General features: G+C 59.1%; 21 protein-coding genes. 12 read left to right on the plus strand and 9 right to left on the minus strand.

Going from position 1 to position 25,142, the window contains the following annotated elements:
- Positions 1-24: 24 nt before the first annotated feature.
- On the minus strand, positions 25-1,395 hold the full coding sequence (locus KI614_RS11425; protein ID WP_226405865.1) for a protein kinase domain-containing protein: 1,371 nt from the start codon (positions 1,393-1,395) through the stop codon (positions 25-27).
- A 148-nt stretch (positions 1,396-1,543) separates the two neighbouring features.
- Between KI614_RS11425 and grpE the strand changes: the two genes are divergently transcribed.
- From grpE to KI614_RS11445, 4 genes are all read left to right on the plus strand, one after another.
- Positions 1,544-2,101, plus strand: a complete 558-nt coding sequence (grpE, locus tag KI614_RS11430; protein ID WP_226405866.1) for a nucleotide exchange factor GrpE — start codon at positions 1,544-1,546, stop codon at positions 2,099-2,101.
- A 67-nt stretch (positions 2,102-2,168) separates the two neighbouring features.
- Complete coding sequence (dnaK, locus tag KI614_RS11435) at positions 2,169-4,118, plus strand: molecular chaperone DnaK (RefSeq protein ID WP_226405867.1); 1,950 nt, start codon at positions 2,169-2,171, stop codon at positions 4,116-4,118.
- Between the two features lie 96 nt (positions 4,119-4,214).
- Complete coding sequence (gene dnaJ, locus KI614_RS11440; RefSeq protein ID WP_203467175.1) at positions 4,215-5,351, plus strand: molecular chaperone DnaJ; 1,137 nt, start codon at positions 4,215-4,217, stop codon at positions 5,349-5,351.
- Between the two features lie 199 nt (positions 5,352-5,550).
- Positions 5,551-6,696, plus strand: coding sequence for an ABC transporter substrate-binding protein (locus KI614_RS11445; RefSeq protein ID WP_226405868.1), 1,146 nt, complete (start codon positions 5,551-5,553; stop codon positions 6,694-6,696).
- A gap of 53 nt (positions 6,697-6,749) precedes the next feature.
- Here the strand turns inward: KI614_RS11445 and cysS are convergent, their stop codons facing one another.
- The gene (gene cysS / locus KI614_RS11450) at positions 6,750-8,123 is read right to left on the minus strand and encodes a cysteine--tRNA ligase (protein ID WP_226405869.1); all 1,374 of its coding nucleotides are present in this window, start codon (positions 8,121-8,123) and stop codon (positions 6,750-6,752) included.
- Positions 8,124-8,227: 104 nt separating this feature from the next.
- On the opposite strand from cysS, the gene KI614_RS11455 reads away from it, so the two are divergent.
- From KI614_RS11455 to KI614_RS11495, 8 genes are all read left to right on the plus strand, one after another.
- Entirely contained in the window at positions 8,228-9,325 is a 1,098-nt protein-coding gene (locus tag KI614_RS11455) for a tetratricopeptide repeat protein (protein ID WP_226405870.1), read from the plus strand.
- Complete coding sequence (locus tag KI614_RS11460; RefSeq protein WP_226405871.1) at positions 9,295-10,572, plus strand: L,D-transpeptidase family protein; 1,278 nt, start codon at positions 9,295-9,297, stop codon at positions 10,570-10,572. The genes KI614_RS11455 and KI614_RS11460 overlap by 31 nt, the downstream gene beginning before the upstream one ends.
- On the plus strand, positions 10,572-11,144 hold the full coding sequence (locus KI614_RS11465) for a peptidylprolyl isomerase (RefSeq protein ID WP_226405872.1): 573 nt from the start codon (positions 10,572-10,574) through the stop codon (positions 11,142-11,144). Before KI614_RS11460 ends, KI614_RS11465 begins: the two co-directional genes overlap by 1 nt.
- Positions 11,145-11,154: 10 nt before the next feature.
- Positions 11,155-11,646, plus strand: a complete 492-nt coding sequence (locus KI614_RS11470; protein WP_226405873.1) for a peptidylprolyl isomerase — start codon at positions 11,155-11,157, stop codon at positions 11,644-11,646.
- Positions 11,647-11,699: 53 nt separating this feature from the next.
- A complete protein-coding gene (locus tag KI614_RS11475) occupies positions 11,700-12,380 on the plus strand; it encodes a UDP-2,3-diacylglucosamine diphosphatase (protein WP_413464150.1) in 681 nt (226 codons plus the stop codon).
- A gap of 22 nt (positions 12,381-12,402) precedes the next feature.
- The gene (gene recQ, locus KI614_RS11480) at positions 12,403-14,223 is read left to right on the plus strand and encodes a DNA helicase RecQ (protein WP_226405875.1); all 1,821 of its coding nucleotides are present in this window, start codon (positions 12,403-12,405) and stop codon (positions 14,221-14,223) included.
- A 2-nt stretch (positions 14,224-14,225) separates the two neighbouring features.
- Positions 14,226-15,860, plus strand: coding sequence for a DUF2238 domain-containing protein (locus KI614_RS16415; protein WP_319002656.1), 1,635 nt, complete (start codon positions 14,226-14,228; stop codon positions 15,858-15,860).
- A 112-nt stretch (positions 15,861-15,972) separates the two neighbouring features.
- A complete protein-coding gene (locus KI614_RS11495) occupies positions 15,973-17,094 on the plus strand; it encodes a GGDEF domain-containing protein (protein ID WP_226405876.1) in 1,122 nt (373 codons plus the stop codon).
- Positions 17,095-17,154: 60 nt separating this feature from the next.
- Here the strand turns inward: KI614_RS11495 and hflX are convergent, their stop codons facing one another.
- Genes hflX through folC form a run of 7 tightly spaced genes read right to left on the minus strand, consistent with a single transcriptional unit; the run spans position 17,155 to position 25,097 of the window.
- Complete coding sequence (gene hflX, locus KI614_RS11500) at positions 17,155-18,486, minus strand: GTPase HflX (RefSeq protein WP_226405877.1); 1,332 nt, start codon at positions 18,484-18,486, stop codon at positions 17,155-17,157.
- Positions 18,487-18,489: 3 nt separating this feature from the next.
- Entirely contained in the window at positions 18,490-19,767 is a 1,278-nt protein-coding gene (locus KI614_RS11505) for a DEAD/DEAH box helicase (RefSeq protein WP_203467186.1), read from the minus strand.
- A gap of 51 nt (positions 19,768-19,818) precedes the next feature.
- Positions 19,819-21,000: an O-succinylhomoserine sulfhydrylase gene (locus KI614_RS11510; protein ID WP_203467187.1), complete on the minus strand. Its 1,182-nt coding sequence runs from the start codon at positions 20,998-21,000 to the stop codon at positions 19,819-19,821.
- A gap of 1 nt (position 21,001) precedes the next feature.
- Positions 21,002-22,543 carry an amidophosphoribosyltransferase gene (purF, locus tag KI614_RS11515; RefSeq protein WP_203467188.1) on the minus strand — a complete coding sequence of 514 codons (1,542 nt, stop codon included), beginning with the start codon at positions 22,541-22,543 and terminating at the stop codon, positions 21,002-21,004.
- A gap of 12 nt (positions 22,544-22,555) precedes the next feature.
- The gene (locus KI614_RS11520; RefSeq protein WP_226405878.1) at positions 22,556-23,047 is read right to left on the minus strand and encodes a CvpA family protein; all 492 of its coding nucleotides are present in this window, start codon (positions 23,045-23,047) and stop codon (positions 22,556-22,558) included.
- On the minus strand, positions 23,044-23,787 hold the full coding sequence (locus KI614_RS16375) for an SPOR domain-containing protein (protein WP_264178065.1): 744 nt from the start codon (positions 23,785-23,787) through the stop codon (positions 23,044-23,046). Before KI614_RS16375 ends, KI614_RS11520 begins: the two co-directional genes overlap by 4 nt.
- A gap of 2 nt (positions 23,788-23,789) precedes the next feature.
- Complete coding sequence (gene folC / locus KI614_RS11530; protein ID WP_226405879.1) at positions 23,790-25,097, minus strand: bifunctional tetrahydrofolate synthase/dihydrofolate synthase; 1,308 nt, start codon at positions 25,095-25,097, stop codon at positions 23,790-23,792.
- Positions 25,098-25,142: the final 45 nt, after the last annotated feature.

Here is a 25,142-nt window from a genome sequence, read left to right on the forward strand (position 1 = left end):
AAGCCGCCTCTCAGGAGGCGGTTTTCACATCGGCGTCAGTTCAAAATCCAAGCCACCGCCCAAACGGGAACGGGTCATGGCTGTAATCGAACCGGCACCGACCTCCACCGCCGGCTGCCCTTGAGCAGCGGCAATCCGGTTAACCTCGCGCAGGCGCTGAATCATTCTGGCCAGCAAGGCGTTGCGCATGCGCTCAAGCAACTCTTCCGACGACAAAGCCAGCGCTGAGGCATTGATTTCGAGGAACAGGGTCGGCTCCAGCGTCACCGCACTGGCATGGCGCTGATCGCTTGCCGGATGCAAAAACGCCACTTCGCCGACAGGCTCGCTGGCGCCAAGACGGCAAAGCACTTTGCGTTCAATCGAGATTTCGACACAGCCGGAAATGATGATGCCGAACATCTTGTTGCGCTCGCCTTCACGGACAATCGCCACATTCGGGCCCACTTCACGCCAGACGGCAACGCGCAGGACTTCCCAGATTTCGATATTTTCAAACTCGGTGAAAAAATCGAGCCGGCGCAGCATTTCGAAGTGACGGTCATCCTGGGCCGTTTCATCTTCTTCGAGAATCTGATAGCGCACGGCAGACAGATCCTTGGCGAAATCGGCACCATTCTTGTAGCGGCTGTAGAGATCCTTCTCCAGCGCCTTGCGCATGACTGCGTTGAGGCCTTCCGGCAAATTCGGATTGAGCGCGGTGACCGCCGGCGCCTCTGAATTGATGATCCGAAAAACCAGCGTCGCCTGATTCGCCGCACGAAACGGCAAGCGCCCGGTCAGGCACTGAAACATCACCACGCCGAGCGAATACAGATCGGTTTTCTGGTTCAGCGGATAACCCTTGATCTGCTCCGGCGACATATAGGCAGGAGAGCCGACCCCCATGATGAAAGTCGAATCCCGATCCATGTCCTTGTTCATATTCAAGGCCAGGCCAAAATCGGCGATCTTCGGCTCGTCATCTTCGCCGATCATGATATTGGCCGGTTTGATGTCACGATGAATGATGCCCTGGCGATAAGCACTATCGAGCGCCATGCAGCACTTGAAGATAATGCCAATGACCCGGTGCATCGGCAGCAGATTATCAATGCTGCAATGCTCCTCAAGGCTGAAGCCCTTGACGTACTCCATGGCGAGATAGGCGAAATCCTCTTCGACCACCGCGTCATAAACCTGAACGATGTTCGGGTGATTCATCCTTTTCGAAACCATGCCTTCGTTCTGGAAAAGCTTGCGCAAACGGCGCGACATGGCGGCGGAATCCTTGCCGAAGCGGATCACCTTGACGGCAAGCTGGCGATCGGAATCAGGGTCATCACAGAGGTAGACCGTAGCAGTCGCCCCTTTGCCCAATTCACGCACCACCCGATATTTGCCGATCGTTTCCATTCAATCCCTGCAACGCTTTCCAAGGTTTTTATCGTAGCACGCGAGGCGTTCGCGCGCATTTCATGAACAGTAAAGAATCTTTAACGCGGCTCTTGAATTCGACCAACTCGCCCCGATGTATTGAAGCAGCTTTTTTGGAGAAACATAGATGTCCAACCCAGAACACACCCAGGAACTCCCGCTCGGCAACGAAGCGACGGCCGAAGCGGCCGTTGAAACACCGACCAGCGACAACGTCGACACCCTGCCCAGCATCGAGGAGCAATTCCGCCAGCTTGAACTGAAAGCGGCCGAACACTACGATGCATGGCTACGCGCCAAGGCCGAAGGCGAAAACATCCGCCGTCGTGCACAGGAAGACATTTCGAAGGCGCACAAGTTCGCCGTCGAAAAATTTGCCGGCGAACTGTTGGCCGTCAAGGACAGCCTTGAAGCCGCACTGGCCGTCCCGGAGCAAACAGTCGACAGCTTCAAGTCGGGTGTCGAACTGACGCTCAAGCAACTCGTTGCCGCCTTTGAGAAAAACGCGCTGAACGAGGTCAATCCGGCCGGCGAAAAATTCGATCCGCACAAGCACCAGGCGATTGGCATGGTCGACTCGGAACAAGATGCAAATACCGTCGTCACCGTCCTCCAGAAGGGCTACCTGATCGCCGAGCGCGTGCTGCGCCCGGCCCTGGTCATGGTTGCCAAGCCGAAGTCTTGAAATTCGGGGCATCGTCCCCAACTCCAGAACATCACCAATTTATTCGTATTTAGTAAAGGAACACATCATGGGCAAAATCATTGGTATTGACCTTGGCACCACCAACAGCTGCGTTGCCATCATGGAAGGCGGCCAGCCGAAAGTCATCGAAAACGCCGAAGGCGCACGCACCACCCCGTCGATCATCGGCTACGCCGAAGATGGCGAAATCCTGTCCGGTGCTCCGGCCAAGCGTCAGGCCGTGACCAATCCGAAAAACACGCTCTACGCCGTCAAGCGCCTGATCGGTCGCCGCTTCGAAGAAAAGGAAGTGCAGAAGGACATCAGCCTGATGCCGTACAGCATCGTCAAGGCCGACAACGGTGACGCCTGGGTTTCCGTCCGTGACAAGAAGATCGCCCCGCAACAGGTGTCCGCCGAAGTGCTGCGCAAGATGAAGAAGACCGCCGAAGACTACCTCGGCGAAGAAGTGACCGAAGCGGTCATCACCGTACCGGCCTACTTCAACGACAGCCAGCGCCAGGCCACCAAGGACGCCGGCCGCATCGCTGGCCTGGAAGTCAAACGCATCATCAACGAGCCGACTGCTGCTGCACTGGCTTTCGGTATGGACAAGGCCGCCGGCAAGGATCGCAAGATCGCCGTATACGACCTCGGCGGCGGCACCTTCGACATCTCGATCATCGAAATCGCCAATGTCGACGGTGAAAAGCAGTTCGAAGTGCTGGCCACCAACGGTGACACCTTCCTCGGCGGCGAAGACTTCGACCAGCGCCTGATCGACTACATCATCGAGGAATTCAAGAAGGAATCCGGCGTCAACCTCAAGGCTGACGTGCTGGCCCTGCAGCGCCTCAAGGAAGCCGCTGAAAAGGCCAAGATCGAGCTGTCTTCCAGCCAGCAGACCGAAGTCAACCTGCCCTACATCACCGCCGATGCTTCCGGTCCGAAGCACCTGGCACTGAAGATCACCCGTGCCAAGTTCGAATCGCTGGTCGACGAATTGGTCGAGCGTACCGTCGCCCCTTGCGTCACCGCTCTGAAGGACGCCGGCTGCAAGATCGGTGATATCGACGACGTGATCCTGGTCGGCGGTCAATCACGCATGCCGAAGGTGCAGGAGAAGGTTAAGGAAATCTTCGGTCGCGAACCGCGCAAGGACGTGAACCCGGACGAAGCCGTTGCCGTTGGCGCAGCCATCCAGGGCGGCGTGCTGCAAGGTGAAGTCAAGGACGTGCTGCTGCTCGACGTTACCCCGCTCTCCCTCGGTATCGAAACCCTGGGCGGCATCATGACCAAGCTGATCCAGAAGAACACGACGATCCCGACCAAGGCGTCGCAAGTCTTCTCGACCGCCGACGACAGCCAGTCCGCCGTAACCATCCACGTGCTGCAGGGTGAGCGCGAAGTGGCTTCCGGCAACAAGAGCCTCGGCCAGTTCAACCTCGAAGGCATCCCGCCGGCACCGCGCGGCACGCCGCAGATCGAAGTCATCTTCGACATCGACGCCAACGGCATCATGCACGTCACCGCCAAGGACAAGGCCACCGGCAAGGAAAACAAAATCACCATCAAGGCTAACTCCGGCCTGAGCGAAGAAGAAATTCAGCGCATGGTGAAGGATGCCGAACTGCACGCCGAGGAAGACAAGAAGGTGCACGAGCTGGCCGATGCCCGCAACCAGGCTGACGGCATGGTGCACATGGTCAAGAAGTCGCTGACCGAGTACGGCGACAAGCTCGATGCGGCCGAGAAGGAAGCCATCGAAAAGGCCATCAAGGACGTCGAAGACGTGCTGCGCGACGGCGACAAGGAAGTCATCACCGCCAAGACCGAAGCACTCTCTGCTGCAGCCCAGAAGCTGGGTGAAAAGATGTACGCCCAGCAACAGGCTGAAGCTGGCGCTGCCGGTGCCGCCGGTGGTGCAGCAGGCGCTCAGCCGCAAGGTGAAAAGACGGTTGAAGGCGATGTGGTTGATGCCGAATTCACGGAAGTGAACAAGGACAAGAAGGCTTAAAACGGACGCTATCGCGCCGTTCTAAGTGGCCGGATTCAAGCGGATGCGATCGCACCGCTTAATCCGGCCTTTGCACAGCCTCAGTCGGAAACAGCTATGTCAAAACGCGATTTTTACGAAATTCTTGGCGTCAACCGCGACGCCAGCGAAGACGAGATCAAGAAGGCCTATCGCAAGCAGGCCATGAAGCACCACCCCGACCGCAACCCGGACAATCCGGCGGCGGAGGAAAAATTCAAGGAAGCCAAGGAAGCCTACGAAATTCTTTCGGATGGCCAGAAACGCGCGGCCTACGACCAGTACGGCCATGCCGGCGTTGACCCGCAGTCCGGCATGGGCGGCGGCTTCGGTGGTGGTGGCGGTGGATTTGCCGATGCCTTTGGCGGCATTTTCGATGAAATCTTCGGTGGCCGTGCAGGTGGCGGCGGCGGTGGCCGCTCGAACATCTATCGTGGCGCCGACCTGCGCTACAACCTTGAAATCACGCTCGAACAGGCTGCTCACGGGACGGAAACCAAGATTCGCATTCCGACCATGGAAGTCTGCGAACCGTGTAATGGCAGCGGCGCCAAAGCCGGCACCCAGCCTAAAACCTGCCCGACCTGCCAGGGCTCCGGCCAGGTTCGCCTGCAGCAGGGCTTCTTCTCGATCCAGCAAAGTTGCCACAAGTGTCACGGCACCGGTCGCTTCATTGCCGACCCCTGCAAATCGTGTGGCGGCGCCGGACGCATCAAGCAGCACAAGACGCTGGCCGTCAAGATTCCGGCAGGTGTCGACGAGGGCGATCGCATCAGGCTGGCCGGCGAAGGCGAACATGGCGTCAATGGTGGCCCGCCGGGCGATCTTTACGTCCAGATTCACCTCAAGCAGCACGCCGTGTTCACCCGTGATCACAACGACCTGCATTGTGAAATGCCGATTTCCTTCACCACCGCAGCACTCGGTGGCGAGATCGAAATCCCGACGCTGGACGGTGCCGCAGCGATCAAGATTCCGGCCGAAACGCAATCCGGTCGTGTCTTCCGCCTGCGCGGCAAGGGCATCAAAGGTGTCCGCAGCCACACGCACGGCGATCTAATGTGTCATGTCGTGGTCGAAACGCCGGTCAATCTCACCGACCGTCAGAAGGAGTTGCTTAAGGAGCTGGAAGAATCCAGCCGCGAGAACAACGCCAGCCACAACCCACGCGCCAAATCATGGATGGACAAGGTCAAGGAATTTTTCGGCGACTGATCCGCTCGCAGGCCAGATCGCTGACCTGACGCATTGCCCCGCCCACAGAATGTTCTGCATCGGCGGGGCAATTTCATTTTGGCCCTTTGCATGGCGTCGACCGCAGGATCAACTTATTACCAAAGTAAAGGTACGACCTGTTCCCCCCAGCCACTTCCGGCTGTTAGAATCGTCAAAACAATTTAGGGGAAGATGAACAATGCGACTACTGAAGCGGCTCATCACCGTTGGCACAATCGCCTTTTCAGCACTGGGCTGGGCCGCTGATCCGGGCATCACCGACAGCACCATCACCCTCGGCATGTCAGCCCCCTTTTCCGGCCCGACCGGTGCCTACGGCATTGACATGCGCCAGACCATCCAGACCTACTTTGAGCACATCAACAAGACCGGCGGCATCCATGGCCGCAAGCTTGAACTGGTTGCCCTCGATGATGGCTACGAAACAGACCGGACTCTGGCCAACACCAAAACCCTGATTGGTGAAAAACACGCTTTTGCCCTGCTCGCCTATTATGGCTCGAGCCCGACCACCGAAGCCATGAACACCGTTTTCGGCCCCGCCAAGGTTCCGCTGGTCGGCACGATTTCGGGGGCCACATCGCTGCGTGAAAGCACGACCAGCAACCCGAATGCCCGTTACATGTTCAACGTGCGCGCCAGTTACGCCGACGAAACCGAAGCCATCGTCAATCAGCTTGTTTCGCTCGGCCTGAAGAATATTGCCGTGTTTTACCAGAATGACGGCTTCGGCAAGTCCGGTCTGGATGGCGTGACCGCAGCACTCAAGAAACACAACCTGACACCTTCGGCCGTTGGCACCGTCGAACGCAACTCGCTTGATGTCAGCAAAGCAATTGAGCCGATCACCAAAGCCAATCCGCAGGCCGTGGTAATGGTCACGCTCTACAAACCAACCGCGGCTTTCGTCAAAGGCATGAAGAAAATCGGCCAGAATCCGATGTTCATGACGCTTTCTCCGGTCGGCACCGAACAACTTGTCCAGGAACTCGGCCCGGACGCCCGTGGCATCGGCATTTCGCAGGTTGCTCCCTACCCGTGGAACGATGTCGTTCCGGTCGTCCGTGAATACCAGAAGCTGCTCAGCAAGCCCGGCACGAACTCCTACTACGGGATCGAAGCCTTCATCACGGCCAAGACGATGGTCGAAGGCTTGAGACGTGCCGGCAAGGATCTGAGCCGTGAAAAACTGATGGCGGCACTGGAAGGCATGAACAATGTCGATCTGGGTGGATACCGGATCAATTACGGCCCCAGCAACCGGCTTGGCTCGCGCTTTGTCGAACTGACCGTGATCGGCGCTGGCGGCAAGGTCTTGAAGTAAGTCGCACGGTCGACCTGTAAAAACGGCCCGTTTTCACGGGCCGTTTTTTATTGTCAGGCGCGTCGCCAGCTTGTTCCTTGCGGACTGTCGTCCAGCACGATGCCTGCTTCTTTCAGGACATCGCGCAAACGATCGGCCTCGGCGAAATTGCGTGCCTGCTTGGCGGCAGCACGATCGGCGATCATGGCCTCGATCGCGGCCTCATCCAGACCGCCTTCAGCCACCGGACCACCCTGCAGATAAGCCACCGGATCCCGTTCAAGCAGGCCGATCACGCGCCCCAAAGCCTTGAGCAGACCGGAAAGCTCGGCGCTGCGCTGACGATTGACCTCACCGGCCAGTTCGAAAAGAACCGAAATAGCGCCGTGCGAATCGAAATCCTCATTCAGGGCTGCAGCAAAACGAGCTGCGAAATCATGCGTCCAGTCGATGTCGACCGCGGCAGGCGGCACATCGCGCAAAGCAAAATACAGGCTATCCAGACTGCGCCGCGCATCATCGAGATGCGCATCGGAATAATTCAGCGGACTCCGGTAATGAGCGCGCAGAATGAAGAAACGCACCACTTCGGCATCGTAGGTTTCAAGCACGGTACGAATCGTGAAGAAATTGCCGAGCGATTTCGACATTTTTTCGTTGTCGACCCGGACAAAGCCGTTATGCATCCAGTAATTGACGAAAGAGCACTCATGCGCGCCTTCCGACTGGGCAATCTCATTTTCGTGATGGGGGAACTGCAGATCCTGGCCGCCACCATGAATATCGAAATGATTGCCGAGCAATTTCGAGCTCATCGCCGAGCACTCGATGTGCCAACCCGGCCGCCCACTGCCCCACGGTGACTCCCAAGCCGGCTCGCCTGGCTTGGCATGCTTCCAGAGCACGAAATCGAGCGGGTCCTGCTTGGCAGAATCGACCTCGACCCGCTCGCCAGCCCGCAAATCATCGAGCGATTTGCCGGACAGCTTGCCGTACCCCTCGAACTTGCGAACGGCGTAATTCACATCGCCATCCTGCGCCTGATAGGCCAGGCCACGCGCCTGCAACTTGTCGATCAGGTCGAGCATTTCCGGAACGAATTCGGTAGCCCGCGGCTCGTGGTCCGGACGCAGCACACCCAGCGCATCGGCATCTTCATGCATGCAGGCAATGAAACGATCGGTCAGTTGAAGAATCGTTTCGCCATTTTCGGCAGCCCGGCGAATAATCTTGTCATCGATGTCGGTAATGTTCCGGACATACGTCACGTCGTAACCGGAAGTCTTCAACCAGCGATAAACCATGTCGAAAACAACCATGACCCGGGCGTGCCCGAGATGGCAATAATCATAGACGGTCATCCCGCAAACATACATGCGAACCTTGTTAGGTTCGATCGGGGTAAAGAGTTGTTTTTCCCGCTTGAGGGAATTGTAAATTTTGAGCATGCGGGGGTAAATTCGTCTGGCTGCGAGGCTGCTTTCCCTATGGAAAGAGCAGTATGTTTGGTAGAATTTGAGGATTGTCAAACCACGCAAAGTATAACATAGCGATGACCTCGAAAATCCTGCCCCAGCCCCGCTTTCAGCAGCTCAAGACGCTGCGTGCACTGGCTATTGGCTTGGCCATCGGCTTTGCCGCGCCATCCTTTGCCGACAACCTGCCGGAAGTCCAGCGACTGATCAAACAAGGCCAATATCCGCAGGCGCTCGAAAAAGTGGATGCCTATCTGAGCAGCCGTCCGAAAGACGCTCAAGGCCGCTTCCTGAAGGGTCTGATCTTCACCGAAATGAACAAGCTGCCGGAAGCCGTCGGCGTATTCACCAAGCTGACCGAAGACTACCCGGAGCTCCCGGAGCCGTATAACAACCTGGCCGTTCTTTACGCCCAGCAGAAGCAATACGACAAAGCCCGCACAGCACTTGAAATGGCCATAAGGACTCATCCTTCCTACGCCATCGCCTACGAAAACCTGGGTGACATTTACGCCAAGCTGGCCAGCCAGGCTTATGACAAGGCACTCCAACTCGACAATTCGAATGCCACGACGCAAAACAAACTGGCGCTGATTCGCGACCTCATCACAACATCCAGCAAACCGGGCAGCAAACCGCAAGCGGCAAGCGCACCGGTCGCCGCAGCGCCGGCACCCGCCCCCGTCGCAGCGGCCAAGCCTGCCACACCGACTGCAGCACCAACGGCCAGCGTCGTTTCAAGCACCCCGGGTGCCGCATCGACGTCCTCTGCCGCACCGGTCAAGACAGCCGAAAGCAAGCCGGCGCCGGTTGCCGAGCCAGCCCGTGCCGACAGCGCCAACGATGATGTAGCCAAGGCTGTTGCTGCCTGGGCCAGCGCCTGGTCGCGCAAGGACATGCGCGCCTACCTGGGGGCCTATGCGGCCGATTTCAACACCCCCAAGGGTGTCAGCCGCAAGGTCTGGGAAAGCGAACGCGAAGACCGTATTGCAGGCAAGTCCGGCAAGATTTCCGTGACCTACGACACGCCGCAGATCTCGGTCAATGGCGACAAGGCAACGGCCAAGTTCCGCCAGCATTACCAGGCAACCAACCTGAGCACCTCGACCACCAAGACACTGGTTCTCGTCCGCTCGGGTAACAAGTGGCTGATCAAGGAAGAAAACTCTCGTTGATGCAGGGCCGCAAGTTAATCAGTATCTGGCTGGCAACCTGCCTGGCCGGCTTCATGCCGGCTGGGCAATCCTTCGCCAAGGACATCGCTGGAAATAATCCGCAACGCAGCGGACAAAGTCTTCCGGTCACCGTCTCGGATGCCGGTCCGGAAGCGCAACTGGCCAGGATTTTCAAGGAAATCGAAGGAAATCGCCTGAACAATGCGCTTCAACAGACCGAAGCCTTGTTGAAGCAGCATCCCAACTATCGCCTGGCTCACCTGATCCGGGGCGATTTGTTGCTGGCCCGAACAAAGCCGATCCAGACTTTTGGCGCCTTGAGCGATGCGCCCAGCGACAAGGTCGCCGACTTGCGCGGCGAGGCCATTGCTCGCCTGAAGGGATACCGGGAGAAGCCGGAAGCCAGCTTCATTCCCCGCTACCTCCTGCAAATGCCGGCCGACCAGCGTTTTGCCATCGTCGTCGACACCAAGCGCTCGCGCCTTTACGTCTATGAGAACGATGTCGCAAACGGCGGACGCCCGCGGTTTGTCGCTGACTATTACGTCACCCAAGGCAAGCTGGGTGCAGAAAAACTGTCTGAAGGCGACAAGAAAACACCGATCGGGGTTTATCACGTCACGGCCAATCTGCCCAAGCAAAAACTGGCTGACCTTTATGGCAGCGGCGCTTTTCCGATCAACTATCCCAATGAGTGGGACAAGCGGCAGGGACGGGGCGGCAGCGGCATCTGGCTGCACGGCACACCGTCCGATACTTTTGCTCGTCCGCCGCGCGCCTCCGATGGCTGTGTCGTACTGACCAACCAGGACCTCGAAGCTGTCGCCAAGAACCTTCAGGTTGGCCTGACGCCCGTCATCATCAGCAATTCGGTCGAATGGCTGTCGCTGGATGACTGGAACAAGGAACGCAACGACCTGAACAAGACCATCGACGCCTGGCGCGCCGATTGGGAAAGCCGCGACACCGAACGCTACCTCAAGCATTATTCGAAGCGATTCAAGTCGGCCGAGCAGAATTTCGATCAGTTTGCCGCCCAGAAGCGCCAGGTCAATGCCGGCAAGGAATGGATCAAGGTCAAGCTCGACAAACTGTCGGTCTTCCGCAATCCGGGCAAGGAAGAAGTTGTCGTCGTCACCTTCGATCAGGATTACCGCAGCAACAATCTGAACAATCAGATGAAAAAACGCCAGTACTGGCTGCGCGAAGATGGCAAATGGAAAATCATTTACGAAGGAAGTGCCTGATGTTGAAAAAAGTATCCGCACTGGCAGCCGGCCTGTTGGTCTCGGCCATCGCCCTTGCAGCCCCGACCGTCGAAATGACGACCAATCTGGGCAAATTCACCCTCGAACTGTTTCCGGAGAAAGCACCGAAGACCGTTGAGATGTTCCTCTACAACGCCAAGCACGGCTTCTACGAAGCCACCGTTTTCCATCGTGTGATCGATGGCTTCATGATCCAGGGCGGCGGTTTCAATTCTTCCATGGAAGAAAAGAAAACCCGCACACCGGCCCTGCAGAACGAAGCGACCAATGGCCTGACCAATGATCGTGGCACGGTTGCCATGGCGCGCACCCAGGATCCGCACTCGGCCCGCGTCCAGTTCTTCATCAACCTGAAGGACAACGATTTCCTCAACCACAAAACCACCGGCGACCCGCGCGGTTGGGGCTATGCCGTATTCGGCAAGGTTGTCCAGGGCATGGATGTGGTCGACAAGATTGCCAAGGTGCCAACCGGCAACGCAGGCTATTACCAGAACGTTCCGACGACGCCTGTCACTATTCAGAACGTCAAAATCATCTCCGAAAAGTAAGGATTACCCAATGATCAAGCTCACCACCAACCACGGTGTCATCACCCTCAATCTGGATGCCGAGAAGGCCCCGAAGACGGTTGCCAACTTCATTTCCTACGTTGAAGCCGGCCATTACAACAACACCATCTTCCACCGCGTGATCAAGAACTTCATGATCCAGGGCGGCGGCATGGAACCCGGCATGAACCAGAAGGAATGCCAGGCACCGATCGAGAACGAAGCCGCCAACGGCCTGAAGAACAAGCGTGGCAGCATCGCCATGGCGCGCACCAACGACCCGCACTCGGCGACCGCCCAGTTCTTCATCAACACCGTCGACAACGACTTCCTCGATTTCAAGGCACCGAGCGGCCAGGGCTGGGGCTACTGCGTTTTCGGTGAAGTCGTCGAAGGCATGGATGTGGTCGACAAGATCCGCGCCGTGGCCACCGGCAACAAGGGTTTCCATCAGGACGTGCCAAAGGAAGACGTGATCATCGAGAAGGCCGAGATCGTTTGATCTTCTTCATCTCCGATCTGCACCTGTCGCCCCGGTCTCCCGGGGCGACTCGTTTGTTTCTCCAGTTCATCGGCAGCCGTGCACGGCAAGCCGATGAGTTGTACATCCTGGGCGATTTTTTTGAAGCCTGGATCGGTGACGACGATATCGACGACGAGTTCAACGCCGAAATTGTCGCCGCCCTGCGCGCCGCAAGCGATGCCGGCCTGCGCATCAGCCTGCTGCACGGCAATCGCGATTTCCTGCTCGGTGCAGGATTTGCCGAAGCCAGCGGCATTCGGCTGATTTCCGACCCTTATGTCCTGTCCACCGCGGAATGGCAGTTTGTGCTCTCGCATGGCGATGCCCTGTGCCTGGACGACACGGCCTACATGACTTTCCGGACGCAAGTCCGCAATCCTGACTGGCAGGCGGCCCTCCTCGCCAAGCCGCTCGCCGAGCGCCGCGCCATCGCCACCCACATGCGCGAGGTCAGCGAGTCCAGCCAGCGCGACAAGGACAACCCCTACACTGACCTGCAGGCCGATGCGACCGACGATTTCCTGCGCGAACACGGTTACGCCACCTTCATTCACGGCCACACGCACCAACCGGCCAAGCACGACCACATCGTCGATGGCATCCATGTCGAACGCTGGGTGCTCGCCGACTGGCATGAAGAACGCGGTGAATGCCTGATCTGGGATGGCGAGGCGCTGAGCCGCGAAGCCATCCTGCCTGAAAATCGGCCTTAATCCGGTGTCGACCGCAGCAAGCATGCAGAGCCCCACCGGGGCAAGAAATGCGCTCGATATCCTGCGCGATGTTTTCGGCTATCCCGCTTTCCGTGGCGCCCAGGCCGAAATCATCGAGCACGTCAGCACGGGTGGCGACGCCCTGGTGCTGATGCCGACCGGCGGCGGCAAGAGTCTCTGTTTCCAGATCCCTGCCCTGCTCCGCCCCGGCTGCGCCATTGTCGTTTCACCGTTGATCGCGCTGATGCAGGACCAGGTCGATGCCCTGACCCAACTCGGTGTCCGCGCCGCCTGCCTGAATTCGACGCTCGACTGGCGCGAAGCCCAGGCCATCGAACAGGCCATTTTCAACGGCACACTCGATCTCGTTTACATCGCCCCGGAGCGCCTGCTGCTCGACCGCACGCTGGCGATGATCGACAGCCTCTACGAAGCCGGCAAGCTGTCACTGTTCGCCATCGATGAAGCGCACTGCGTTTCGCAATGGGGCCACGATTTCCGGCCGGAATACTTGCAGTTGTCGACGCTGCACCAGCGTTACCCGAACGTCCCCCGGATCGCCCTGACGGCGACGGCCGACACGGCGACGCAGAACGAAATGCTGGCCCGCCTCGGCCTGACCGAAGCACGGGTTTTTCTCTCCAGCTTCGACCGCCCGAACATCCGCTACACCGTGGTCGAAAAGGACAATGCCAAGAAGCAGTTGCTCGGCTTCCTGACCGGACGACGCGGCCAGGCCGGCATCGTCTATTGCCTGTCGCGCAAGAAGGTCGAGGAAACCGCCGAGTGGCTGTCGGCTCAAGGTTACCCGGCGCTGCCCTACCATGCCGGCCTGCCGGCACCGGAGCGTGCCGCCAACCAGCGCCGTTTCCTGCGCGAGGAAGGCCTCATCATGTGTGCGACGATCGCCTTCGGCATGGGTATCGACAAGCCTGATGTCCGCTTCGTCGCCCACCTTGATCTACCGAAAAGCATCGAAGCCTATTATCAGGAAACCGGTCGTGCCGGCCGCGATGGCGAAGCAGCCGAAGCCTGGATGGCTTATGGCATGCAGGACGTCGCATTGCAGCACGCCCGGATTGCCGAATCGGGTGCCGCCGAAGGCCAGAAAGTCCTCGAATCCCAACGGTTGACCGCGCTACTCGCCTATTGCGAAGCGCCGCGCTGCCGTCGCCAGGTGCTGCTCAACTACTTTGCCGAAAACCGTGAGCCCTGCGGCAATTGCGACGTCTGCCTCGATCCCCCTGAGTTGTGGGATGGCACGCAAGCGGCGCAAAAAGCCTTGTCGGCCATTTTTCGCACCGGCATGCGCTTCGGTGTCACCCACCTGACCGACGTGCTGCGCGGCAAGATGAATGAACGCATGCAGCAGTACGGTCACGACAAACTACCAACTTTCGGCGTCGGCAATGAACTCGACGATCACGGCTGGAAAAGCGTTTTCCGCCAACTCGCCGCCGCCGGGCTGGTCCATGTCGACATGGCCGAACATGGCGCCTTGCAACTGACCGATGCCGCCCGCGAAGTGCTCAAGGGCCAGCGCCGCGTTCAATTGCGTCGCCCGGCCAAGCGCAAATCGACGACCAGCCGGAGCAGCGTCGTGCAGAGTGATTTGTCGCCGGCCGATGATGCTTTATTCCAGTTGCTGCGCAAATGGCGGGCCGACACAGCGCGCGAACAAGGCGTACCGGCCTACGTCATCCTGCACGACAAGACCTTGCGCGAGCTGGCTGAAGTCCGCCCGGTCAGCCACGGCCTGCTGGCCAGCATCACCGGCATGGGCACGGCCAAGATCGACCATTACGGCGAAGAACTGCTCAACCTGATCCGCCACGAGGCTTGACCATGGATACCCGCAATACCCTCAATGCCGCACTCGGCAGCATCGTTGTTGCCGCACTGCTCGCTTCGGGCGTCGCTCCGTTCGACCGGACAACCTGGTTGATGGAAGTTGCCCCGGTACTGATTGCCTTGCCACTGATCGTTGTCACACGCAAAAACTATCCGCTGACATTACTGCTCACGGTATTGATCGCCCTGCACATGCTGGTGCTGATTGCCGGTGGCGCCTGGAGCTACGCGCGCGTCCCTTTCGGTTTCTGGCTGCAGGAGGTTTTCGCGGTCGACCGCAATCCCTACGACAAAATCGGGCACTTCATGCAGGGCTTCGTTCCCGCCTTGATTGCCCGTGAAATCCTGCTACGCGGCGCTTATATCAAAGGCCGCAAGATGACTGCCTTCCTGTGCACCAGCATTGCACTGGCGATCAGCGCCACTTACGAACTGATCGAATGGGCGGCCGCATTGGCGCTTGGCCAAGGCGCCGACGAGTTTCTCGGCACCCAGGGCGATGTCTGGGATACCCAGTCCGACATGTTCATGGCCCTGATCGGCTCCAGTAGCGCCATGGCATTTCTTTCAGGCTGGCATGACCGCCAGCTGGCCAGACTGCCCGGCGCACGCCGCCGCAAGCCCGACGTTTGCCAACCGACCGGCAATGCAGAATTGCCCATGCTCGACATCTACATGCCGATGATGAAGACTGCAGCCATCATCGCCGCCGGGCGGCTCGGCCTGTTTCAGGCGCTGGCCGAAGGCCCGCTCGACAGCGCTGACCTGTCCCGAAAAATTCAGGCTAGCGAACGCGGTACAGCAACACTGATCGACTTCCTGATCGCCATCGGCTATCTCGAACAGTATCCCGAAGGGATTGCCAATAGTGCCAGCACGCAACGCTGGCTGACCCGCCTCGGCCAGGTCGATTACACCCCCGGCATCTTGTGGACCTACGAAGCCTGGCCGATGATGGCCAGACTCGATGATGCCGTGCGAAGCGGCCTACCGGAAAGCACGCTGTGGGATGCCATGGTCGACCGTCCCGAACTGGGCGAATTGTTCTCGGCCTACATGCGCGCCTTCGCCCAGGATCTCGGCCCGGATTTGCTGAAACATGTCCCGATGACACCGCAATACCGCAGTCTGCTCGATCTCGGCGGTTCGCATGGCTTGCACTCAGTGCGCTTCTGCCAACATTACCCGCAACTGAACAGCCGGATCGTCGACCTGCCCAGCGCCCTCGGCAATACGCCAGCGACCCTGGCCGGCGAAGGGCTGAGCCAGCGCATCGAACTCAGTCCGGGCAACCTGCTCGACCACGACTGGGGAACCGGGCATGACGTCGTGTTCTATCTCTCGGTTGCCCACAATCAGACGGCCGATGACAACCGTCGGGTCATCCAGCGGATTTACGATGCACTCAATCCGGGCGGATTGCTGGTCATCCACGAATATCTCGCCGAATCGCCCAACAATGCACTCAACGCGGCTTTCCGCCTGACCTTGCTGTTCGAAACCGGCACGCAAACCCATGCCTTCGCTGATTATGCGGGCTGGCTGGAAGCCGCTGGCTTCGTCGCGCTGAAACGTATCGATCTCGACCCGCAAGAAAAAGGCTCCCTGCTACTTGCCTGGCGACGCTGATTTGCCGCAGCGAATTACAGGGGAATAGGCATAGGCTTGCCCGGCCACCTTGAAATCGCTACCAAGCGGGGGTTAAATAAAACCTCTTCAAATACTTACAGGCCGATGCCGCATGCCAAAACCCCTCCTCAGGCACCTGCTGTTTGGTCGGGTCAGATTTCTCGAAAGTGAAGAGTACCTGGCGTTTCAGTACAAGCTGCTGATCATCGTGCTGCTTTCCGGTGCGCTCTTCACCGCACTTTTCCTGATTGGCGAAATCAGCAAGCTCAATCCACTCGGCGGCAGCATTCACTTTTACTCGATGAATGTATTTTCGGCGGGCGCCCTGCTGCTTTGGCTGCTGCTCAGGGGAAGGAAAGAACGCTACCGGCAGATTGCCTGGAGCTATCAGATCCTGTGCATTCTCGAATACATCTCGGCCTTGCTGTACGTCCCGCAGGATGAGCTGAGGATTCTCTGGTTCTTTACCAATATCCCCGGCGTTTATATTCTGCTCGGTCAGCGCCCCGGCGCGATCGTTACCAGCCTGAGCATCATTGGACTGGCCTTCGGCAACGCCTACCTGTCGGCACCTTACTCACCCAATGGCCTGGCCACGCTGATCGTCGCCATGGCGTATCAAGGTGCTTTTTTCCACATTTATGGGAATCGGTCGATTTCCTATTTTGTGCGCATGCGCAAATCGCACGAAAAACTGCACCATCTTGCCACCCATGATCCGCTGACCGGCTCGCTCAATGCCCGTGCCTATTACGCAAGCTGCGAGCACATGATTCATTTCGCCCGAAGACACGCCTCGCCGTTCTCGATCCTGTTCATCGACCTCGATCATTTCAAGCAAGTCAACGACAACTACGGGCATGCTGCCGGTGACATTGTTCTGAAGGCAGTCGCAGGCACGCTGGCCCAATCGATACGAGGCAGCGACGCACTGGGCCGGGTCGGCGGCGAGGAGTTTTCGATCTTCCTGCCCAACACCAGCCTGGCCGGCGCCCTGCAGCTTGCTGAAACAATTCGGGAGAAAATTGAAAACCTGTGCCCGGTGATTGCCTGTGGACCGCTGAAAATCACCGCGAGCATTGGCATTGCCGAATGCAGCAAGGGCGATCAGGGCATGAAAGAAATCCAGCAACAGGCGGACGAGGCAATGTATGAGGCCAAGAAAAAAGGCCGCAACCGTGTCTCGTCGCTGAGCCAGGTCACCCCCGTGCTGGAAACCGCCCTGGCTGGCTGAACGGCCGGGGTGCTGCACGCGGCAGCAGCACCGACCATCCCTGCTTCGATGATTCGAAGCTCAGAGCGCTTCGAATTTCTCGCGCAGCCCGGTCACGATATGGCCTTCGCCACGCACCCGGAAAAATGCACCCGCCTCGTCGGCACGCTCCTCAAGGACTTCGCAGTCCGCGTAGATATCCTTGCGCAATTGCTGGGCCGTCCACGGCAGGAAAAGCTCATCCTCGATCAGGCCTTGCTGGAAGAAAGCGATGATCAGCAAGCGCAAGGCAGCCACTTCCTCCGGCCGGCGGGCGCTCATCACGACACAATCCGGGTACTTTGCCCGTAACGCAGCTTCGCACTCAGCCTGAGCCGCCGCGTCGCCGACATGATCGATCTTGTTGAAGACGCGGATGCGTGGCACCTCGTCGGCACCGATTTCCGCCAGAACGTGATCGGTCACTTCCAGCTGACGTTCGAAACCAGGGTCGCTGGCATCGATTACATGCAGCAGCAAGGAAGCATCAAGCGCCTCATCGAGCGTCGATTTGAACGAAGCAACCAGGCCGTGTGGCAAGTTTTTGATGAAGCCAACCGTATCGCTGACCAGTACGCGCGGCACGCTTTCCGGATGCAGCGTACGCACCGTGGTATCGAGCGTGGCAAAAAGCTTGTTGGCGACCAGCACTTCACTGCCAGTCAGCGCCCGCATCAGCGTCGACTTGCCGGCATTGGTGTAACCGACCAGGGCCACGGCGGCCAGCCCCTGACGTTCCTGGCGACGGGCGCGCTGCGTCTTGCGCTCGGCCTCCATGGCCACGATTTCGAGCTGAAGCTCGGCAATCCGGTCGCGAATCTTGCGTTTATCAAGCTCGGTATGCGACTCACCCGCCCCTCGCCCGCCGACACCACTACGCTGACGGCCCTGTGGCCCGGCCAGTTTGGCGGCTTCGCGCAGGCGCGGTGCCATGTAGCCCAGACGGGCAATTTCAACCTGCGCACGAGCGGCGCGCGAGCGGGCATTGCGATGGAAAATTTCGAGGATGACCATCGTCCGGTCCATCACCTCGCAACCGACTTCCTTTTCGAGATTCCGTGCCTGCGACGGTGAAATCTCATGGTCGACCAGAATGGCATCGATCTCGTAACCGTCGGGATGCCCGGGCTCAGCCATCGCCGCTTCATGATTCACATAATGGTGAATTTCCTGGCGCTTGCCGACACCCAGATAAGCCGTCGCGTCGAAGCCGGTGCGTTTCTGGATGAAGGTGCGCACGACGGTAAAACCCAGCGTCTTGGCCAGCTCACGCAACTCAGCCAGCGATGCCTCGAATTCAAAATCACTGACATGCGGCAGTTGAACCGCGGCCGCAACCGCGTAACTGGGTTTTTCCTTGAGATCGTTCTGCATGCCTTAGCGGTGCCTGCTGCCGGTACGATGTTGCTGCGGTCCACCCGGTTTTTGAGCCGATTTCTGACCTTGCGGACGTCCCGGCTGCGGATTGCGATTACCGCGCGGCGGCACCGGCGGACGCGGCGAAGCGGTGGCCGATTGTTCGAAACCGGGAATCACGACACGTTCCAGCGTGCGCTTGATCAGCTTTTCGATGTCGCGCAGGTACGGGCGCTCATCGTGGCAAACCAGAGAAATCGCCTCGCCTTCCATGCCAGCCCGACCGGTACGGCCGATGCGATGCACGTAATCTTCGGCGATGTTCGGCAGTTCGTAGTTGATAACGTAGGGCAGCGAATCGATATCGATGCCGCGCGCTGCGATATCGGTGGCGACCAGTGCGACCAGCTTGCCGTCCTTGAAATCATTCAGGGCGCGAGTCCGCGCACCTTGCGATTTATCGCCGTGCAGCGCAGCCGATTTGATGCCGGCCTTTTCCAGCGTCCGGGCCAAGGCATCGGCGCCGTGCTTGGTCCGGGCAAAAACCAGCACTTGATGCCAGCCGCGCGTCTCGAACAGATGGCAGAGCAGTTCCTTCTTCTTTTCGCGATCGGTTTCGATAATCCGCTGGGTGACTGTTTCAGCCGCCGTATTGCGCGCCGCGACATCGACCGAGACAGGATTATTGAGCAGGCCGTTGGCCAGTTCACGAATTTCCGGCGAGAAAGTCGCCGAGAACATCAGGTTCTGACGCTGCTTTGGCAGCAGGGCGATGACCTTGCGGATATCGCGGATGAAGCCCATGTCGAGCATGCGGTCGGCTTCGTCGAGAACGAAAATCTCGATCGCCGAGAGGTCGACCGTGCGTTGCTGGACGTGATCGAGCAGACGGCCCGGCGTCGCCACCAGGATGTCGACACCACGACGCAGGTTGGCGATCTGCGGGTTGATGCCGACGCCGCCAAACACGGCCAGCGAGTTGATCGGCAGATGCTTGCCATAGGTACGGACGCTTTCTTCAACCTGGATCGCCAGTTCGCGCGTCGGCGTCAGGACGAGCACGCGCGGCGTCTTGGAAACACGGCTCAGGCGGTCATTTGCGCCGCTTGCCAGACGGTGCAGGATGGGCAGCGTAAAACCGGCGGTCTTGCCGGTCCCGGTCTGGGCCGTGGCCATCAAGTCCTTGCCGGTCATCACGGCAGGAATGGCTTGTTGCTGGATGGGCGTCGGCGTGTCATAGCCCTGCTCGCTGACAGCGCGCAGCAGTTCGGCCTTGAGGCCGAGGTCGGTGAATTGCATGGGAACTCCGTGCGGGCAACCCGACGCCTGGCGCCGGGAGCCGCGTGTCAATCAGATGAGAGCCAGTCCGCGTTCGAGATCGGCTTGAAGATCCTCTACGGCTTCGAGACCGACTGCAATGCGCAGTAGTCCGTCGCTGATACCGGCGGCAGCCCGGACTTCCGGGGAAACGCGGCCATGGGTGGTAGAGGCAGGATGGGTGATGGTGGTCTTGGTATCGCCAAGATTGGCGGTAATCGACAGCAAGCGGCAGTTATCGACAACCTGCCAGGCCTGATCGCGGGCGCCCTTCACTTCGAAGGAAACGATCGCTCCGCCGGATTTCTGCTGGGTTTTGGCCAGCGCATGTTGCGGGTGCGATGGCAAACCGGGATAGAAAACCCGTGCCACCTTGGGATGCGCTTCAAGCCAGGTGGCCAGTTGTGCAGCACCAGCCGATTGCGCTTCGACGCGCAGCTTGAGGGTTTCCAGTCCCTTGAGCAGCACCCAGGCATTGAAGGCCGACAAGGTCGGACCGGCCGTACGCAGATACTTGAAAACCTCTTCGGTCAGTTTCTTCGAGCCACATACTGCACCGCCCAGCACGCGCCCCTGGCCATCGAGATACTTGGTCGCCGAATGGATCACCAGATCGGCGCCCATTTCAAGCGGACGCTGCAGGATAGGCGTACAGAAACAGTTATCGACGGCAACCAGGATGCCCTTGGCGTGGGCTATCGCGGTCAACGCACGAATATCGGCAATTTCAGTCAGCGGATTGGATGGCGTTTCGAGGAAGAACAGCTTGGTTTCCGGCCGGATAGCCGCTTCCCAGGCTGCCGGATCAGTCTGCGACACAAAGCTGGTGGTGATGCCGGTGCGCGCCAGGATATTCGAGAAGAGCTGAACCGTGGCACCGAACAAGCTGCCGGAAGCAACGATGTGATCGCCATTCTTCAGGTGCGCCAGCACCGCCGCCATGATGGCAGCCATCCCACTTGAGGTTGCCACGCAGTTCTCGGCGCCTTCCAACGCAGCCAGACGATCCTCGAACATGCTGACCGTCGGGTTTGAAAAACGCGCGTAAACGTTGCCTTCCTCTTCACCGGAAAACCGGCGAGCCGCCTGCGCAGCACTTTGGAAAACAAAACTGGAGGTCAGATAAAGCGCTTCCGAATGCTCGCCAAACTGGCTGCGCTCCTGGCCGGCACGAACCGCCAGCGTCTCCGGGCGGTAATTCGGCGAGTCGCTCATTTTATTCCTGCCCACCGTTAGCCAGACCAAGCACCATCTGTTCCGAATTCGGTGCGTCATGCTCGTCATCATTCTTGGCCGGCTTGCCGCTGCTACGCTTGCCTTCGACGGCATCGAGGTAATAGCTGTCGATGTCGCCGGTAATGTACTGACCGTCGAAACAAGATGCATCGAATACGGTCAGATCGCTGCGCAGCTTGGTAATCGACTGCTTGAGCGCGGCGATATCCTGATAAATCAGCGCATCGGCACCGATTTCAGCCGCAATCTGCGCATCGGTACGACCGGTGGCGATCAATTCGGCACGCGTCGGCATGTCGATCCCGTAGACATTCGGGTAACGCACCGGCGGCGCAGCAGAAGCGAAGTAAACCTTGGTTGCACCGGCAGCACGGGCCATATCAACGATTTCGCGGCTGGTCGTACCGCGCACGATGGAGTCGTCGACCAGCAGAACACGCTTGCCCTTGAACTCCTGGCCAACGGTATTCAGTTTCTGGCGCACCGACTTCTTGCGCATGGCCTGGCCCGGCATGATGAACGTCCGACCGACATAGCGGTTCTTGACGAAACCTTCGCGGAACGGAATGCCCAGCGCGTGGGCCAGTTGCATGGCCGACGGACGGCTGGAGTCGGGAATGGGAATGACCACGTCGATCTCGTCGACCGGGATCGTCTTCTTGACCTTTTCAGCCAGCAGCTCACCCATCGCCAGACGGGCTTCGTACACCGAAACGCCATCGATCACGGTGTCCGGACGGGCCAGATAAACGTATTCGAAGATACACGGCGCGTACATCGGCTGCTGGGCGCACTGACGGCTATGCAGGTTGTGGTTGAGGTCGATGAAGACGGCCTCGCCCGGTTCGATATCGCGCACAACCTGGAAATTCAGCGTATCAAGCGCAACCGACTCCGAGGAAATCAGGTATTCCATGCCCTGCGGCGTTTCGTTCTGGCCGTAGACCAGAGGACGGATACCGTGTGGGTCGCGGAAAGCCAGCAGGCCGTAGCCGGCGATCAGGGCGACGACGGCATAGGCGCCGCGGCAGCGACGATGCACCCCGGCGACTGCCTGGAAAATGCTATCGACGTCGAGTTCGTAGCCATGCGATGCGGCCTGCAGTTCATGGGCCAGCACGTTGAGCAGGACTTCGGAGTCGGAATTGGTATTGATGTGCCGGCGGTCCATCCGGAACATCTCGTCCTTGAGCTGCTCGGCGTTGGTCAGATTACCGTTGTGGCCAAGCACGATGCCGAACGGCGAATTGACATAAAACGGCTGGGCTTCGGCAAAATTGTAAGCCGAGCCGGCGGTCGGGTAACGCACATGACCGATCCCGCAGTTACCGGGCAGCGCCCGCATATTGCGGGTACGGAACACGTCACGGACCAGACCCGGCCCTTTGTGGAGATGGAAAGTATTACCCTCTGCCGTGGCAATCCCTGCTGCATCCTGGCCGCGGTGCTGAAGCACCATCAGACCATCGTAAAGCAATTGATTGACCGGCGTTGTCGCCATCACACCGAGAATCCCGCACATATTTTTTCCTGCCTAGCTGAATCGAATTCGTTTTGCCAAATCATCCGGCAGCCAGGGTTTGGCTGCCAGGACGGCTGTTTCCAAGGGTGCTGCAAGCGTCGACTCTTTCCACCATGGCTGGCTAGGCGCAGCAGTCATGCCGCCCAGTCCGACCAGAATCATGGTGATCAGTGCGCCGCGCACTAAACCAAAAACCATCCCCAACAAGCGGTCCGACACACTCAGGCCGAGGGCCTTGACCATGTTGCGAACTGCCCAGCGAACCAGCGACATTGCCACCAGTACACCAACAAAAATCAATACACAACCGGCCAGCGCCCGCATCGACGGGTCGCTTACGCCGGAAAAAACCAGATTACCGGCCTGACTGCCGTGCTCGACGGCGGCGTAAATCCCGATGAACCACGCAGCCAGCGCCACGATTTCACTCACCACGCCGCGCCACAAGCCAAACAACAGCGACAGGCCGACGATGCCGATGACGACATAGTCAAAAATCGTCATTGCTTTGCCGCAACCACTCCGGAGACACCAATCTTGCGCATCTTGTCTAGCGCCTTGTCAGCCGCATCCTTACTGGCAAAAGGCCCGGCCCTCAAGCGCGTTTTCTTGCCTTGCGGGGTATCCAGCGGTTCACTGATTGTCTTGATCCCCTGCTCACCCAGCTTGGCCTTCAAATTCTTCACATTGGCCTCATTGGCAAATGCACCAATCAGGACCAGGTATTCACCGGACTTGGCCGCCGGCGACGCATCGGCAGCGTGTCCAGCCAGAATGGCTGCTGCGCGCTTGGCATCGTCGTGCTTGGCAATAGTCTTCTCGGCCGGCTTTTCAACAGGTTTTTCCGGTTTTGCTGCCGGCTTCTCAGGTTTGGCAACGGGCTTTTCGACCGGCTTTTCTCGCTCAGGTTCCACCGCCCGCGGAACAACTTTGGCAACAGGCTCCGGCACCGGTTTGGACTCAGGCACCTCAACCTTGGCCTGCGCTACAGCAACCGGCTTGTCGACTGGTTTTTCAGGCGTTTTTTCGACCGCTTTTTCAACGGGCGCGGCAGCAAATTTGGGGGCAAACGGCTTTTCATCCTGCCCGGGAATACGGATCTCGACATCCTGAACCGGCTGTCGCGGCTGGTGATCCATCACCATGGGCAGAACGACCGCAACCACGGAAACGAAGGCGACGGCCCCCACCAGGCGGCGGCGCGCGCGTTTCTTGAGTTGCAACTGAACGTCAGTGTCTTCCATGATCAGGTCTTTTTGCGCAGCGCCTGAAGCGCCCCGGCTACCGTGTAGAACGATCCAAAGGCCAGAATTCTATCACTTTCAGAGGCCAGCCCCTTGGCTGCATGCATCGCAAGCTCCGGCGAAGCGTAGCAAAGCACTTCACCACCCAGCCCGGCCTGCCGAATGATCTGTGCCAGCGCTTCGGCAGTTGTGCCGCGCACGCCCTCCAGCGTTGCCACATGCCAGACATCGACCTTGTCCCTGAGCGGCTGCAGCGCGCCGACAATATCCTTGTCGCCAAGCATCCCGACGACAGCATGCGTCCGGTCAAAAAAGCCCATGCTCGACAAATTATCGGCCAACACTTTGACCGCCTGGGGGTTGTGGCCCACATCGAGGACGATCGCCGGCTTGCCCGGCACTACCTGGAAACGACCGGGTAATTCTGTTTCGATCAGACCGGGCCGAATCGCCTGCATGGTCACCGGCAATTTATCGCTCAGCGCGTCAAGCGCCGCCAGGGCAACTGCCGCATTGAACAGCTGGGTCGGGCCGCGCAGCCCGGGATACGCCAGCGCACGTTTGACTACGCGCTCACCGGAACGGCACCACCAGCGCCATTGCAGCCGGTTCTCATTGGTTTCGGCACTCGGGCGTTCGAAGCCGAAATCCCGGCCGAGCAAGCGCAAATCGGCCCCGATTGCTGCAGCATGATCGAGCAGGCGTTGCGGCGGGTTGGGATCGGCACAAAATGCCGGACACCCGGCACGGTAGATACCGGCCTTTTCGAAACCAATGCTTTGCCGATCCGGGCCCAGCCAGTCGGTGTGGTCGAGCGCAACCGTCGTAACGATGGAAACGTCCGGTTCATAGGCGTTGACCGCGTCAAGCCGTCCGCCCAGGCCGACTTCCAGCACAGCCGCCTCGATGCCCGCCTCGGCAAAAACTTCCCAAGCGGCCAGCGTGCCGAACTCAAAATAAGTCAGCGCGACATTGCCTGCTTGCTGGCGCGCCACCTCGACCCGGGCAAACGCGGCGCAAAGCGCCTCATCACTGGCCGGCAGCCCGTTCAGGCGAACCCGTTCGTTATAAGCCAGCAAGTGCGGCGAACTATAGGAGCCGACGCGATACCCGGCCCGATCAATGATGTTTTCGAGGTAGGCGCAGGTCGAGCCTTTGCCGTTGGTGCCCCCGACAACGATCACCGGACAGTGCTGAACCTGGCCGAGCGCCGCCTTGACTTGAAGAATACGGTCCAGGCCAAGCTCGATACCGGCCTGCCCCTTCGGATGCAAGCCTTCGAGGTGAGCCAGCCAGTCGGATAAATTCATTTTGGAATCAATCAATCGGCTGCGGGACCGGGCAATACACCCGCC

The organism is Dechloromonas denitrificans (assembly GCF_020510665.1).
GTDB classification, from domain to species: Bacteria; Pseudomonadota; Gammaproteobacteria; order Burkholderiales; family Rhodocyclaceae; genus Azonexus; species Azonexus denitrificans_B.

Coding starts and splice junctions, on each gene's coding strand:
- KI614_RS11425 (WP_226405865.1), bottom strand. CDS start 1,395: ATGGAAACGATCGGCAAATATCGGGTGGTGCGTGAATTGGGCAAAGGG.
- grpE (WP_226405866.1), top strand. CDS start 1,544: ATGTCCAACCCAGAACACACCCAGGAACTCCCGCTCGGCAACGAAGCG.
- dnaK (WP_226405867.1), top strand. CDS start 2,169: ATGGGCAAAATCATTGGTATTGACCTTGGCACCACCAACAGCTGCGTT.
- dnaJ (WP_203467175.1), top strand. CDS start 4,215: ATGTCAAAACGCGATTTTTACGAAATTCTTGGCGTCAACCGCGACGCC.
- KI614_RS11445 (WP_226405868.1), top strand. CDS start 5,551: ATGCGACTACTGAAGCGGCTCATCACCGTTGGCACAATCGCCTTTTCA.
- cysS (WP_226405869.1), bottom strand. CDS start 8,123: ATGCTCAAAATTTACAATTCCCTCAAGCGGGAAAAACAACTCTTTACC.
- KI614_RS11455 (WP_226405870.1), top strand. CDS start 8,228: ATGACCTCGAAAATCCTGCCCCAGCCCCGCTTTCAGCAGCTCAAGACG.
- KI614_RS11465 (WP_226405872.1), top strand. CDS start 10,572: ATGTTGAAAAAAGTATCCGCACTGGCAGCCGGCCTGTTGGTCTCGGCC.
- KI614_RS11470 (WP_226405873.1), top strand. CDS start 11,155: ATGATCAAGCTCACCACCAACCACGGTGTCATCACCCTCAATCTGGAT.
- recQ (WP_226405875.1), top strand. CDS start 12,403: ATGCAGAGCCCCACCGGGGCAAGAAATGCGCTCGATATCCTGCGCGAT.
- KI614_RS16415 (WP_319002656.1), top strand. CDS start 14,226: ATGGATACCCGCAATACCCTCAATGCCGCACTCGGCAGCATCGTTGTT.
- KI614_RS11495 (WP_226405876.1), top strand. CDS start 15,973: ATGCCAAAACCCCTCCTCAGGCACCTGCTGTTTGGTCGGGTCAGATTT.
- hflX (WP_226405877.1), bottom strand. CDS start 18,486: ATGCAGAACGATCTCAAGGAAAAACCCAGTTACGCGGTTGCGGCCGCG.
- KI614_RS11505 (WP_203467186.1), bottom strand. CDS start 19,767: ATGCAATTCACCGACCTCGGCCTCAAGGCCGAACTGCTGCGCGCTGTC.
- KI614_RS11510 (WP_203467187.1), bottom strand. CDS start 21,000: ATGAGCGACTCGCCGAATTACCGCCCGGAGACGCTGGCGGTTCGTGCC.
- purF (WP_203467188.1), bottom strand. CDS start 22,543: ATGTGCGGGATTCTCGGTGTGATGGCGACAACGCCGGTCAATCAATTG.
- KI614_RS11520 (WP_226405878.1), bottom strand. CDS start 23,047: ATGACGATTTTTGACTATGTCGTCATCGGCATCGTCGGCCTGTCGCTG.
- KI614_RS16375 (WP_264178065.1), bottom strand. CDS start 23,787: ATGGAAGACACTGACGTTCAGTTGCAACTCAAGAAACGCGCGCGCCGC.
- folC (WP_226405879.1), bottom strand. CDS start 25,097: ATGAATTTATCCGACTGGCTGGCTCACCTCGAAGGCTTGCATCCGAAG.